Raw genomic sequence first — 14,167 nt, forward strand, 5'->3', positions numbered from 1 at the left:
TGGGATAACCCAACGCCGAGAACTTCGCATCCTCTTGGTTACCTGTATAAGTGAGATTGCTTGGAGAGAGGTTTGCGCCAATCCGTCCGCCCAATGATACGTGCAGCGAGTTTTTTGCCTTAAAAGGATAGAGATTGAAATAAGCGGCAAGCCCCAAATGGTGATAACGGGTGGAGAGCGTGTAGTTCAATTCGTTCTTGTCCTCGTAACGCACCCGCGCCGTTTTGTTATAATAGGCAATGCCCGCTTCCACGCCCCAAAGGCTTGCAGGCTGCCGATAAAGGAAAAACAACTCGGCACTTGGCACGAACTGTCCTTTGTTGTCGAACGAATAATTGGCGTAATAATCCTCGCTCACCAAAATCTTGTCTACATGACTGTTGACACTATAACCGCCGCCCAAGCGGACACCGGCATTGAAAGCACTCTCCTGAGCACTTAGCGAAAGACTGGAGGCGAAAAAAAGAATAAGTAAATGAGACCTTATATACATAACGGAATGATTTTTTGTTATTGTTCTTAAGGGACTGAAGTTCCTCATTCTTCTGCAAAAATAATAATTCTTTTGGAAGAAACAATGTTTTTGGCAAAAAATATTTTATAAAGTAGGACTACTTCGCATTTATACCTTATTCTAAAGCAAAAAGCGGTGAGAATATGACTTCTCACCGCTTCATTATACCGTCTATTTATACCTTAAGTATTATATTCCTAATCGGATTGATTAAAATCCAAGACACTTAGAGTGACGGTCTGTAAGCCGTCCTCTGCGAGTTGTCCTGCCTATATTCATCTTTGTTCTGCTCGGACGGCGTATTCGTCTCCTTCTGCTCGGCAGAATCAGGTGCGGGCGGAGCCAAATCCAGCTGTATCTTCCTGTCCAAGGCTGCGAGTTCGGATTTAAGACCTCTGAGTTCGTCCTCCTTCTTCCACTCCTTCGACACGATGGGCTGCATCTGCGCCACCTTTTGTTCCTGTTCTTCAATACGAGCGTTGTACTGGGCAATCGTCTGTGGAATATGCTCCAACGCGCGTAAAAAGTTCCTTGCCGCCGCTTCCTTATCCGCCTTGGCTATCTGCCCGTGATTGTGCGTGTACTTGTAGTTGCCCCTGATCGAAAAGCGGTTCTGTGTCAGCTCCAACCCCTCGCTCAATACCCGCTCCGTAGTTACGCTCACCTCAAAGCCGTAGAGTTCGCCGATACGCTGCGGCGCACCACCCGTGTTTATATTCTTGTCAATGTCCTGCAACTTCGTACCGAGCGCTTTCTCATCCCGTGAGGGAAAACCGTCGAGCACGAGGGCATTGAGATAGTTGCCGTCCTTGTCTTTCGCTGCAGCCGCCTCGAACTTCTTCCAGTCCTCCGACATCTTTTCCTTTGCCGCCCTGTCGAAAGCCAGCTGGTTGGTCATTTCCAAGAGCCTGTTCTGGGTTTCGTGCTTGGCACGGTTGAACGACTTGCGCTCGCTCTCCAAAGCGGCGACCTTCTTTTCTAAACGTGCCTTGTCGAGCAGGTCGGTGTTGCCCGAAAGAATCGCCATGTATTCTGAAAAGTTCATGCCCGACTTCTCGTCCATGCTCCCCTCGTCGATGGTACGCGCTCCCATCGCTCCGCTTTTAAGCTGCGAGATAAATGTCTGCTTGCAATGCAACAGGTTGAACTTGTAACTGTCAAGCGACTTTTCCACTGCATAGATAATCACATCGACCTTATTGTCGGCATAGAGCCGCGCGATCTCATTGCCCTTTCTCACCGCCCGCCCGTCGCGCTGGGCAAGGTCGGACGGTCGCCACGGTGTATCGAGATGATGCACCGCCACGGCACGCTGCTGGGCGTTCACACCCGTACCGAGCATGGAGGTGGAGCCGAAGAGCACGCGCACCCGTCCGTCGTTCATCGCATCGATGACCGCCTTCTTGCTTTTCTCGTTCTTGAACTCCTGTATAAAACGTATCTCGTGGGCTGGGATGCCGTAATCCTCCACGAGCTTGCGCTTGATTTCCGAATAAACGCTCCATTGCCCGGGCTGATAGGTGCCCAAGTCGGAGAATACGAACTGCGTACCCTTTTGTGCATCGTACCTTTGGTAATACTCGGCAATCATCCGGGCGCAGTGGGATGCCTTGTTGTCGGGATGGTCGCCGTAGGCGGGATCAATCATGCGCATATCGAGCGCCATCTTGCGGGCGTAATCAGTCATTAAGAATTAAGGGAAACAGAGGAAAATACAGGGAATGTAACTATTTGAAATATCATTATTTAGCATTTTCCTGCCATTATGGGGATTAGCAAAAACGAGCATCAAACGGCAGGAGTTCCGTTACCAAATCGTAACCCATCGAAGAAAAAGCAAAAAGGGGTTACGGATTGAATGTAAATAGTTGTTGTTTAGGTGTTTATTCCTCATCTTTCATTTTTCTGCATCGCTCAGGAATACTTGTTCATCTGTACCTTTGCAAACAAAGGAAATTTAGAAAAAACGACAGAAAAATGAAAGAAAACAAGCTGAAAGTATCGTTCTTCGTTCAGGCGAAACGAACCGACAAGAAAGGACTTGTGCCTGTCATCGGGCGCATCTCAGTGGGCAGAACCCATTCAGGATTCTCCACCAAGTGCAAGACTCCTCTCACTCTTTGGGACAGTCGTAAGCAACGGCTCGTCGGCAAGAGTGCAATGGCGGTGTCTGTCAATCAGAAACTCGGTGAATGCACCGCACTCATTCACGCACGCTTTCACGAATTCAGTGAAAGAGAAGAAGCCTTTACCGCCACCGACGTGAGGGATGCCTATCAGGGGCAAATCCACCGTCAGGCCTTGCTCTTGGAGAGTTTTGGGGAGTATCTCACACAGACAAAGGAACGTATCGGTATCGACCGAGCCTTAAAGACGCTCAAACTCCGTACCTACCAACTCTCCCTGCTCCGTGAGTATGTACAAAAGAAGTACAAGGTAAGCGACATTCCCCTTTCACAGTTGGACAATACCTTTATCGAGGGTTTTGAGTATTATCTTACCATCGACCGCCAACTGAAACGCAGCAGCATATCGAGTACCTTGTCTACTTTGCAGACCATCGTCCGCATGGCGGTGAAGAAAGGTGTGCTGGACTTCTATCCGTTCTTGGGCTACAGTTACGAGCGACCAAAGGGCGAGCCGAGAAGCATCACGCAAGACGAACTACAAAAGATAATTGACTTGGAGATTGAATGGGAGAACTACCGCATTGTCCGTGATTTGTTCGTCTTCTCCTGCTTTTCAGGACTGGCTATCTCTGACGTGCGCAATCTCAGAGAGGAAAACATCGTCTTGGAAGAGGGTGAACTCTGCATCAAGGGTAGGCGCATGAAGACTAAGACCCCATACCGTGTACAGGTACTTCCTCCTGCTTGGGCGATAATGGAGCGGTACAGGGGAAAGCGTGCAGGTTTTGTCTTTGACGTGCCGACCACAGATGTTATCCTCAATGGCATACACCACATACAGAGAAACATCGGGATGGAAACTCCGCTGACCTTTCACATGGCAAGACACACCTTTGCATCGCTTATCACGCTTTCGGCAGGTGTACCTATTGAAACGGTGAGCCGTATGCTCGGACACACAAATTTGAGAACAACACAAATTTATGCAGCTGTTTCCTCCGAGAGAATCCATCGAGATATGCAGAAAGTGCAGCAACGCATACAAGATACATTCACCTTAAAACTTTGACATTATGGCACGAAGCACATTCAAGACACTATTCTATATCAACCGTTCCAAACAAAAGAAAAACGGCAGCTGCCCGATTATGGGACGCATCACCATAGACGGTGAGCAGGTGCAATACAGCACGGGCAAGGAAATCGCTCCCGAACTTTGGGACAGCCATAAGGGACGATGCAAAGGAACAGGCGAAGAAACAAAAGAAATCAACCGCTATTTACAAAGCAAAGAGGAACAAGCCAAAGCGAAGTATCAAGAATTAGTCTGGCAACGTGGCTATATCACTGCCGAGCTGCTGAAACGTGAACTTATGGAAGAAGACAAGCCCAAAGGTTTTCTTTTGGAGGAAGCACGACTATTTATTGAAGAAAAGCGTCCATGCGTAGGACTGACGATTGCCAAGCCGACTTTTGCCAATTACATCTATGCAGCGCAGCTCATTAAATCCTATCTGTGTGAACGCTTAGACCAGGAAGATATTCGATACGCACAGCTGGACTATGGCTTTATCGAAGGATTGGATTTCTACCTTAAATCAGAGCGCAATCTCTCCCTTGCCACCATTCAGATTGTTGTCATTTTCTTACGGAAAATCATCGGCATCGGGCAGCAGAAGAAATACATCCGCATCGATCCCTTTGTGGACTACAAGGCGGAACTACCACACCGAACACGCAGGTATCTCACAACCGAGGAACTGCAACGAGTACTACAAACGCCCATCATTGACAAGCAATTTGAGCGAGCAAGGCAACTATTCCTTTTCTGTGCCTTCACCGGTTTGGCTCGTGTGGATATGCAACGGCTCAAACCGAAGCATATCATCTATAATGCTGACGGCACGGCGGAAATCCGCATCAAAAGGCAGAAAACCGATGTGGAAGCGATTATCCCACTTCTGCCCATTGCCAAGCAAATCCTTTCGCTCTATATCAAGGACAAGAAAGCGGACGACTTGATATTCCCCAATCTCACAATTAGGAAGGCATCTTTAGCTTGTGTGAACATCGGGCAGATATGCCGAATAGAGAAAGGCTTGACCTTTCACATGGCTCGCCACACATTCTCAACCACGATTTGCCTTTCCAATGGTATTTCGATGGAAACGCTCAGCAAGATGCTCGGACACAGCAATATCGGTACGACACAAATATACGGAAAGATAACTGACCACAAGATACAGGAGGACATGACTGCACTCACAGACAGGGAGCATTCAGCCTTTGAAGGTTATTGTGAGTCGATAGCACGGCAGAACGTTCCATTGCAACAAGCATAAAAAGGAAGTAATTACCAAACATTTATTATTCACGATTGAAAACCAAACGATTATGAAAGAGAACAACAAACAGGAACTTTCCTACTTTCGGTTGAAATTAAGAAGTTATATGAGTGAGCATCACCCCGAAAGATTGCACGACACGGAGTTTATCACCACACGGGCAGACATGGCTCTCACTGCTTACTGCGATGCCGTGGCACAAGGTTTTTCGCACCCCGAAGCAGAGAGCATAGCAAGTGAGGTATTGTATCAAGGTTTGCATTTTTCCAAGTATGATACGCTTGTATCCGTGTTGGAAAACGAGTTTGAGAGGGAACTGCCTGCACCACTCCCTGAGAAGCTTGCACCCATATTGTTGTCGAACAAGGCTGTTCAAGCCACATTCGACAAGTTCGGTTTGACGGACACATTTGCCGCAAGCGGACAATACGACCGTCTTTACACCGAACTCACAGGCACGATAGTGCTGCTCATCGAGAGCAACAACCTACCAACAATCAGACTGACAGAGGAAGCAAGCCCGAAGGCGTTGTAAGCAAAGGCGCACGCAAAGTCCCTGATGCCGTTTCTTATCGTGCAAAGGTACAACGGCAGCCTGTCTGCCCTGACAAGGTCAAGTCCTGCGGATGGAGAGAAGAATCTCCACCGCAGGATTTTTCTTTTTCAAGGTGGTATTGCCATTTTCAATAGCCATGCGGTTGTATTCATCTCTCCCAACCTTGCAGGGCAGGGCTGCCGTAGAGAGTATAGGCACGACAAGAATACGGCATACTCAGGCTCTTTGGACGCAAGGCGTAACAACCAACAACAGATAGGACTGACGATAATACGGACAATCTGTTGTTTGTACAATTTGTTGTCATGACTATCTGTTGTCAAAACTATATATCGTCAAAATAATCTATCGATAAAACTATCTATCGATAGTTCTACATATCGATTTGTCGAACTATCGAACTGTCGAGAGAATAATTGCTATGTGATAAAAGGAAAGAACCGGCACCTCTTCTCATTACCGCAATCATACCATTCTTATACAGAACATAAGAGTTTTTCTGCGGCGACTCCAAATCTGATGGGGAAAGCTACCAGCCTTTGCGCTTAAAGATTAGGAGCTTTCTATGAAAAGCTTATAAGCAATCTATAAAAAGCTTATAAGTAATCTGACAAAAGCTTATAAGTAATTTACAAAAAGCTTAAGAGCTTTTTAATGAAAGCTTAGGAGCTTTTCTGACTGATAGACTAACTTCTCTTCTCTTCCTTCTATTTCCCTGCTTTTCCTCATTTCTTGCAGCGGTGCTTCCGAGGGTTTACTTTTGCACTCAATAAGTACGGCAATGGACTGCATATTAGTTCGTTTGCCGAGTAACAATAAAGTAATCAAAACAAAATCAAGGAAATGAAACTCATTATCATCGACCGCAAAGCGTGGGAGCGGCACAGCTCCGACTTTGCAGACTTTATTCATCGTATCGAACAACTCATCGGCAATCCGCCCGAAAAGGACGATTGGCTCGACAACGAAGCCGTATGTCGCAGACTCGGCATCAGCAAACGTACCCTGCAATCTTATCGGGATACAGGCAGAATACCCTTTTCCATCATTGGGCATAAATGTTATTACAAGGAGAGTGACATCACAAATTTACTGAACGCAAACAATGAATGAATTATGTCGGAGAATGAAATCATTACACAGCAAGACCCTCAAATGCAGATGTTTGCACAACTGATGGAGGGTACTTTGAAGAAACTGGAGCGTTATTGTTCTACAGCCCGACCGATGTTAGGCGGAGAGGTTTACCTCACTGGCGAGGAGGTTTGCAGTCTGTTACGTCTGAGTACCCGCACACTTCAGGACTATCGGGACAGCGGAACGATAGCCTACTGCAAAATCGGAGGCAAGATACTTTACAGGCAAAGCGACATACAAGCTATGCTCGAAAGACATTATAACGCAATACCCAAGAAATTATGGCAAGAATAGATGAACAAAGGAAACAACGTCTGGAACAAGCCCTTCGAGATATGGGCAATTATGGCGTTAAGCTCCGCAAGCCCGAAGAGTTGCCCGATTTTGACCAGCCGATAGATTATGAAGAGGAAAAGAAAAGATTTGAGCCTGTTAAAGTTGAGGAACAAAATGACAAGGAGAGCCACAAGGACTATTCTCAACCGTCCTATCAAGAAACAGAGTTGTCACCAACGGAAAGGGCTACTTCTATCGAAGAGAATTATCAACGAATGGGAAAAACAAAGGACAGGAAGCAATTATCCGAGTTTCAGGGGAAATATCTCCAGCCCTTTCGCAACAGCCACCGCAAAGCCGTGTATGTATCAGAGGAAACTCAACGAAAGTTGGACTTCGTGGTGAGGAAAATCGGTGAGCAGGGAGCAAGCGTTTCTGGATATGTGGAGCAGGTGCTTCGAGAACATCTCGACCAATACAAAGATGATGTGGAAAGATGGCGGAAACTCTGAAGTACTGCATTCCTCGAATGCAAGCCTACGCTGAGTTACTGTATTCAGTGAATGCAGTAACACGGCATGGGCTTATAATCCCATTTTCTACATCAGCAAGGTGTGTCTTTGTACCACAAATTGCCATTTGTACCACAAAGACCCTTGCCCCGAAGGGGGGATTAAATCACTCCAAAGTCGTGATTAGAAAAACAAAAATAAGAGAATATGGCAAGCGATAAATCAAGGAAAAGAGTAGTGAAAAAGCAGTGAGTTTAACCATTGACTATCGAGAGAGATAAGGAATGTGTGATGGGATTATATTCCCCCAAGCATTTTTTGCAGCAGATTGCCCGATGTTCGAGTTATCTGGAAATCTACCGTCTGGTTTTCCACAGATTTTATCTCAGTTACCTTGAAACGGCAAAGGGCTTCCTGACGCTCCAATGTGTCACGGACGGAAGAAAGGTCCTGTATCTGCCCGGCAAACGTTCTATAGGGAGATTGCAGATAAATCATTTGTCCGTTTACATTGTCGGGGCGTTTATTCTCGAACTTTAATAAGATGGTTATATCTGTGCTGTCCGCTGGTGTTGCGGTTGTTGCTCCGTGTACGGTAGCCGTTCCCAAATACACTTGTTTATAAGGCAGGAAATAGGCTACGGCTAACAGAAAAAGCAAAATAGCTCCTATGGCAGTAATACCATAACGAACGAGAGATGAGGGTATCTGCCCCACGATGCTGCGTACTTTTTCGCTGCGGAGCTCAAAACTCCGTTCCTGTTTATTTTCCTGTTTTTCCATATCAGTTACCCAATTCTAATTGGTTTTTCACTAAGGCAAAGTATTTGCCACGTTTGGACGTGAGTTCTTCGTGTGTACCCACTTCTGTGATTTTGCCCTCGTCAAGCACTACTATCTGGTCGGCATTGCGGACGGTGGAAAGACGGTGTGCCACCACGACAACGGTTTTTCCCTTGTAGAACTCCGAAAGGTTTTCAGTAATGGCTCGTTCATTGTTGGCATCTAGGGCATTGGTGGCTTCGTCCAAGAAGACGAACATCGGATTCTTATAGACTACCCTTGCAATCAAAATGCGTTGCCGTTGCCCCTGACTGATACCTTGTCCGTCTTGTCCAATCATTGTGTTGTAAGCCAAAGGAAGGGCTTCGATGTAGTCTGCGATGTTTGCTACACGGGCAGCATGACGAATACGTTCGATGTCGGGTTCATCGTCAGATATTGCGATGTTTCTCGCAATGGTATCGGAGAAGAGATATCCCTCCTGCATCACCGCACCGCATTGGCTTCGCCACCAGCCGAGGTTGTATTCACTCAAATTGGCATTGCCTATCTGAATACTTCCGTTTAATGGCTCATAGAATCCCAAAAGGAGTTTTACGAGCGTTGTCTTTCCGCTTCCACTCGCTCCCACGATTGCCGTTACCTTGCCGTTGGGAATAGAGAGATTGATGTCGGAGAGAATATCTTTCGGACTGTAGATATCATATTTGAAGGATAGGTCTTTCATCGTGAGGGAATGTCCTTCGGTGGTCTTGTCCGTATAGGCGGTATGTGTCCGTTCGACATTTTCCTCGTTGGTCTCGGTGTGGATTTCGTTCATGCGGTCAAGGCTGATGCTTACGTCTTGCCATGAGTAGATAAACTGGATGAGTTGTTCCACAGGGCTGTTGAGCTGTCCGATGATGTACTGTACCGCCAGCATCATACCGAGTGTCATATTTCCGTGTATTACGGCTGTGGCTGCAAGTACGGTAATGAGGATGTTCTTCACCTCATTGATGGTGATGCTTCCTGCCTGTTGCACTTGTTGCAGATTGAGCGATTGCAGATTGACCTTAAACAGGTCGGCTTGTACGTCCTCCCATTCCCAACGTTTGCGCTGCTCGCATCCTTGCAGCTTGATTTCCTGCATACCTCCTATGAGTTGGTAGGTTACATTACGGTTGCGCCCTGCCTGCTCAAAGTATTTGTAGTCCAACTGTCTACGCTTTTTGAGAAAGAGTATTATCCAGCTTGCGTAAAGCGATGTCCCAAACAAGAAGACAAGGAAGATGCCGAGATTATAGACAGCAAGAACGACACCGAAGATCAGAAATGTGAAGAAAGAGAAAAGCAGACTTAGACTGCTTGAGGTAAGAAACTGCTCAACACGGCGATGGTCTTCAATGCGTTGCAAAAGGTCGCCCATCAGCTTGGTATCGAAGAACTTCATCGGTAGTTTCATCAGCTTGATGAAGAAGTCTGAGATGAGCGAGATGTTGATACGGGTGGAGATGTGCAGGAGTATCTTTGAGCGGATAAAGTCAATGGCGGTACGGCTAAAGAGGAGCATCATCTCAGCCAGCAGCACCAGCCACACAAAGCCGACATCCTTTCCCCCTATACCTGTATCTACAATAGCTTGGGTGAGGAACGGGAAGACAAGTTGCAGGAGTGAGCCGAGTAACAAACCGAGAATGAGTTGCGTAAAAAAACGCTTGTATTTCTTGAGATAGCTCCAGAGGAATTTCACTCGCCTTTGAGTCGGCACTGCTTTCGTATCGTTTTGAGCATAGAATTGTTCCGTCGGCTCGAGGAGCAGTACAATACCTTTTTCTTCACCGTTTGTCTTGGTACTAACCCAATGCTCGCAGAATTCCTCCTTGGTATAGGTAACAAGTCCCTTGCCCGGATCTGCTACATATACGGTATATTTTCCTTTATTGTGCTTTTTTATCTTATAGACAACGACAAAATGGTTCTGATTCCAGTGTATAATACAAGGCATCGGATCCTCTTGGTATAGCATTTCAAAACTCAAACGTCCTCCAATGGTCTTGAAACCGAGGTTTTCTGCAGCCTTGCTGATACCAAGAAGAGAAACACCTTCTTTGCCTAAGGAACAGATTTTCCGCAATTGCTCCTTATCAGCTTGCTGTCCATAATGTTTGGCTATCATCGCCAAACAGGAAGGACCGCAATCCATAGCATCTCGCTGTCGTTTTATTGCAAAACTCATTATTAAAATCAAAAATTATTATTATTTCTCTCCTTTAATGACGGATGATTCACTGCTTGTGTTGCTGTTTATGCGTTTTGAAGCCTCCTTGTATTTTTTACCATACGATAGGTTCAGCGTAAGGTTTAAACGTATAAGATTTCTTGTTTCATCAAGATATTCATAGCGTTTGTAAGGAGCCACGCTTGAATAGTTTTCTTGTGCGGAAATATGCTTCAAAGAAAACAGATTCAGCACATCGGCAGAAAGGCTGAGTTTATTTGTCTGATAGCCAAACGACAACATGTGGCCGTCTTCATACCGATAAAGCGTTTCTCCCCAAAACCTGTCCTGCACATTCTTGCGAAACTGCCATCTCATAGTGAATTGTTTATAGTAAACAGAAACCTGACCCCCATAGTAGGGTATTGTTTTGCGGTGAGTGTATTGGTTGCCATTGCTTTTATAAAATTTTAAGCCGGTATAAACTTTGAACGACAGCAGATTGCCAAAAGGCTGCCCTCCATATTCAAATTCCGCATTATAGTTCTGAAAATTCTTGTGATTTTCCATGGTTCTGACCACCTTTTCATTATCCAGATATGTGCATTCCATGATTGGCGACTTTGAATATGTTTCATTCAAGTAGAGAGCCAATGCTGTTTTTGTGAATTTATAATTGAATACCAACGCATTATAGAAATCAATCTGCGGCTTGAGATTAGGATTACCTCGCTGTATCTGTATAAAATCTATATCCTGTGAATAGTCAGAAATAGCCGAAAGTGTAGGCATTATATTAGAGACCGACCCCTGATAACGAAGTTCGATTTTTGGAGAAACGGTATAACGGACGAATAGCATCGGACGAATCGTAAAGGTGCTTTGTTTTTGTTCTCCCACATGCATCCATCGCTGGTTCAGTCCAATGCCCACTCGGCAATAAAGTTCGCTCCATGCCTTTCCCCATTGTGCATAAGAATAAAGGTTGGTCTGGCGTTGGCCTGTGTGATGCTTCTGTGTCATATCGTTTCGGACTGAATTGTAGTCGCTTTTGGTAAACTGCTGGTTGAAGTTTGCTCCAATGGTCAAAGTTCCCCAATTCTGCCTGTTCTCGTATAATTGCGACAGCGCATAGCCTTTTTGAATCTCACGGACATTACTGCAGAATTGGTTGGATTCACTTTCGTTGTCTGCCTCCTGATACAGACGGTTGTATTTCCCTTTGTTGTATTGACCAGAGAGATTCATTACATATAGTTGATTTTCTCCTATGGGCAACTGTATATATAGTTGCGAATAAGGATTTGTGGCCGATGATTTCGCATTGTCGTATAAGTTGAGTGCTGTCCCTTTATAGTGCAAATCACTGTTCCACTCTTTATACGGTGCATTTTGGATGGCTGTCCCCAGTGAAAAGTTAATTATTTTCTTGTTCTCCTGATAGTTGTAATTGAAATGTACGTTGTGATTGTCGTATCTGTATCGTCCAGGATGCCCCAGTTCGGTTCTCGAAAAGTTCTCATTTTGCAGATTAAAGTCCTCTTCATATTCCCTGCTGAGGTGTTTCCAATTGCGGTATGCCATATTGTAGTCTAATGAAAACTGGCTGTTCCAGCGGTTGAATTTCAAGGAAATGTAGTCCTCTCCGAAACTCGTTAAAAGCCCCTGCCACAAAGAAAGGTAAACCCTTGCGCCAACTTGGTCGTTTTTGGTAATAAAATCCAAGACCACGTCTGCATTGCCATACCGTGCTTCCGGCGTGTCGTGGTATTCTACGCGCTGTATAATTTCCGGGGAAAGTGCAGCAATTTCAACGGCTGATACCTCCATTCCGTTAAGCAATGTCTTAACGCTTCCGCCACCGTTCAGTGTCAGGCTTTTTGTTAGTGGGTCAACATTAATCCTCGACAGGTTCATCTTGTCAAGCATAACCATAGCGTCAGGACTGTTTCTTTGAAATTCATTGGGGAAAATTCTCTTGCTTCCATTTTGAAAACTTATGCTGCTTCCCACAACGGTAACTTCGTCCAACGTAGTAAGACTGTCTTTAAGGAACATTGTCCCAATGTTCAGATCCTTTGTTATGCGGTCTATCTTTATTGTGTCAGTAGTATATCCGACATGTGATGCAACCACATAATAAAAATTGTTTTTTGCGAGATTTGATAATGAAAACATTCCTTTCTGTGTTTGTACGGCAGAGACAACCGTATGGCTTTTGGTGTACAGCTCTACATTGGATTCAAGGGTGTCACCATTCTCGATGAGGACTTTTCCAATAATAGAATACTGCGCATTTATGTTGCTAAATGTGCAAACCATGAACGCGAACAAAAATAGTCTTTGCATATAGATTATATTAAAATTTCAGATAGAAGGTGTTTTAATCCTCAGTTTATCCAAATGTAAACAAATACATTTTTCTATTACTCCGTTATCTTTGTAGAGTGAGCAAATGTCAAAATTCCCATTGTCAAACATATTCTTGATTCGATAAAAGGCGCATCCTCCCATGCAAATAGGTATAAATTCGCAATCCTTACATTTTTCATCTTCAAAACAATTGGCTGATAATACATATTTTCGTATTAAATCTTTGTTTTTGAAGTCTTGATCGTTAATATAACCAATTATTTTCTTGCTATCTCCAAGTTCATTCCAACATTTATATAACTCTCCTAAAGGACCAATTAAAAAGGAGTTTAGATGAGTTGCCGAACACCCTTTACCTTGTAAAACAGGATAGAAATTGACGGCTTCTGTTAATCCATAAAACAAATCTCGAACGTCATCGTGTAATAAAGATTGACATCCCATACATTTGTTTACAGTGTCTTCTATTCGTAATATGCCTGGATATATTGTTATATTTGGATAAGAACTCCATTTTTCAAGCAACTCATTTCTGATATTCTCAAAATCTCCAACATTATCCTTGTCAAGATTAACGCGAACAGAAATTTGCGTACTAGGCATGCTTTTCAAAATACAGTCAATATTTCTAACTATTTTATCAAAAGTTCCCAACCCACTTTTTTTTAGTTTTCTCAAATTATCGTGACGTGGTTTATTGCCATCTAATGTGATTTGAATTGAGTTAAGTGGATATTTGGAAAAAAGAGAAAGCATCTTTTCATTTATCAAATATCCGTTTGTAACAAGGAAATGATGAGATATTTTAATATTTGGTATCTCGATACTAATTCTATTCAGAATTTTTTCTATAATATCTATTGCCATTAACGGCTCTCCCCCATACCATGTAATATATAGATATTCAAGATGTTTGTAACGTTTTATAAAAAGAATTATATTTTCAATTACGGCATCAGACATTCTTATGGGTCTTTTGTTCTCTTCAAAACAATAAGGACAATTAAAGTTACAATCGCTTGTTGGTGCTATTGTTAAAAGTAGTTTTTGATGGGAGAAAACTTCCATAAAATAATCCATCTTTATTTTACGGTAATAATTGGTTTCTTCTTCAACAGTGGTAATGATATTGACTGTTTTCAATTTTTGGAAAATCTTCTCTGGAATACGGCTTATTGAAGAAGGATTTTTTTTACATTCGCAGACCGAGTCATAAATTTTACGACTCACTTTATGTAGAGAATTGTTGTTTGACAAATAAAAATAAGCTTTTTCATCTGATGATAAAAAAGGAATGCAATACTTAGAAATAATAAAATCACTCATATTTAAGAATATATAA

Annotated in this window: 11 protein-coding genes and 1 pseudogene; 6 read left to right on the forward strand and 6 right to left on the reverse strand. The window is 43.9% G+C overall.

The annotated features are described in order from the left end of the window. Both HMPREF2955_RS13315 and HMPREF2955_RS13320 read right to left on the reverse strand, forming a co-directional pair. Nucleotides 1–493: outer membrane beta-barrel protein (locus HMPREF2955_RS13315; protein ID WP_070723933.1), on the reverse strand; the 493-nt coding region annotated here is incomplete at its 3' end. 247 nt (nt 494–740) lie between these two features. Further along, a pseudogene (locus HMPREF2955_RS13320) lies at nt 741–2,204 on the reverse strand (helicase-related protein); the annotation flags it as partial. 287 nt (nt 2,205–2,491) lie between these two features. Here HMPREF2955_RS13320 and HMPREF2955_RS13325 point away from each other — a divergent pair. From HMPREF2955_RS13325 to HMPREF2955_RS13350, 6 genes are all read left to right on the forward strand, one after another. Next, nucleotides 2,492–3,712: a site-specific integrase gene (locus HMPREF2955_RS13325; RefSeq protein ID WP_004352891.1), complete on the forward strand. Its 1,221-nt coding sequence runs from the start codon at nt 2,492–2,494 to the stop codon at nt 3,710–3,712. Nucleotides 3,713–3,716: 4 nt separating this feature from the next. Beyond that, entirely contained in the window at nt 3,717–4,985 is a 1,269-nt protein-coding gene (locus HMPREF2955_RS13330) for a site-specific integrase (RefSeq protein ID WP_004352898.1), read from the forward strand. A 52-nt stretch (nt 4,986–5,037) separates the two neighbouring features. Continuing rightward, entirely contained in the window at nt 5,038–5,523 is a 486-nt protein-coding gene (locus HMPREF2955_RS13335; RefSeq protein ID WP_006948486.1) for a DUF1896 domain-containing protein, read from the forward strand. Between the two features lie 864 nt (nt 5,524–6,387). After that, a complete protein-coding gene (locus tag HMPREF2955_RS15380) occupies nt 6,388–6,657 on the forward strand; it encodes a helix-turn-helix domain-containing protein (RefSeq protein WP_004352884.1) in 270 nt (89 codons plus the stop codon). A 3-nt stretch (nt 6,658–6,660) separates the two neighbouring features. After that, nucleotides 6,661–6,975, forward strand: a complete 315-nt coding sequence (locus HMPREF2955_RS13345; protein WP_004352880.1) for a helix-turn-helix domain-containing protein — start codon at nt 6,661–6,663, stop codon at nt 6,973–6,975. Further along, on the forward strand, nt 6,963–7,469 hold the full coding sequence (locus tag HMPREF2955_RS13350; RefSeq protein WP_004352896.1) for a DUF3408 domain-containing protein: 507 nt from the start codon (nt 6,963–6,965) through the stop codon (nt 7,467–7,469). Before HMPREF2955_RS13345 ends, HMPREF2955_RS13350 begins: the two co-directional genes overlap by 13 nt. 297 nt (nt 7,470–7,766) lie before the next feature. On the opposite strand, the gene HMPREF2955_RS13355 is transcribed toward HMPREF2955_RS13350, so the two are convergent. The 4 genes from HMPREF2955_RS13355 to HMPREF2955_RS13370 are packed head-to-tail and all read right to left on the reverse strand — an operon-like array spanning nt 7,767 to nt 14,151. Further along, on the reverse strand, nt 7,767–8,252 hold the full coding sequence (locus HMPREF2955_RS13355; protein ID WP_004352882.1) for a hypothetical protein: 486 nt from the start codon (nt 8,250–8,252) through the stop codon (nt 7,767–7,769). 1 nt (nt 8,253) lies between these two features. Continuing rightward, nucleotides 8,254–10,470 (reverse strand): peptidase domain-containing ABC transporter, encoded by a 2,217-nt coding sequence (locus HMPREF2955_RS13360; protein WP_070723924.1) that lies wholly within the window; start codon nt 10,468–10,470, stop codon nt 8,254–8,256. Between the two features lie 21 nt (nt 10,471–10,491). After that, a complete protein-coding gene (locus HMPREF2955_RS13365) occupies nt 10,492–12,801 on the reverse strand; it encodes a TonB-dependent receptor (protein WP_070723925.1) in 2,310 nt (769 codons plus the stop codon). Between the two features lie 18 nt (nt 12,802–12,819). After that, nucleotides 12,820–14,151: a radical SAM/SPASM domain-containing protein gene (locus tag HMPREF2955_RS13370; protein ID WP_018910187.1), complete on the reverse strand. Its 1,332-nt coding sequence runs from the start codon at nt 14,149–14,151 to the stop codon at nt 12,820–12,822. Between the last annotated feature and the right edge of the window lie 16 nt (nt 14,152–14,167).

Source organism: Prevotella sp. HMSC073D09, assembly GCF_001814145.1.
Classification (GTDB): domain Bacteria; phylum Bacteroidota; class Bacteroidia; order Bacteroidales; family Bacteroidaceae; genus Prevotella; species Prevotella conceptionensis.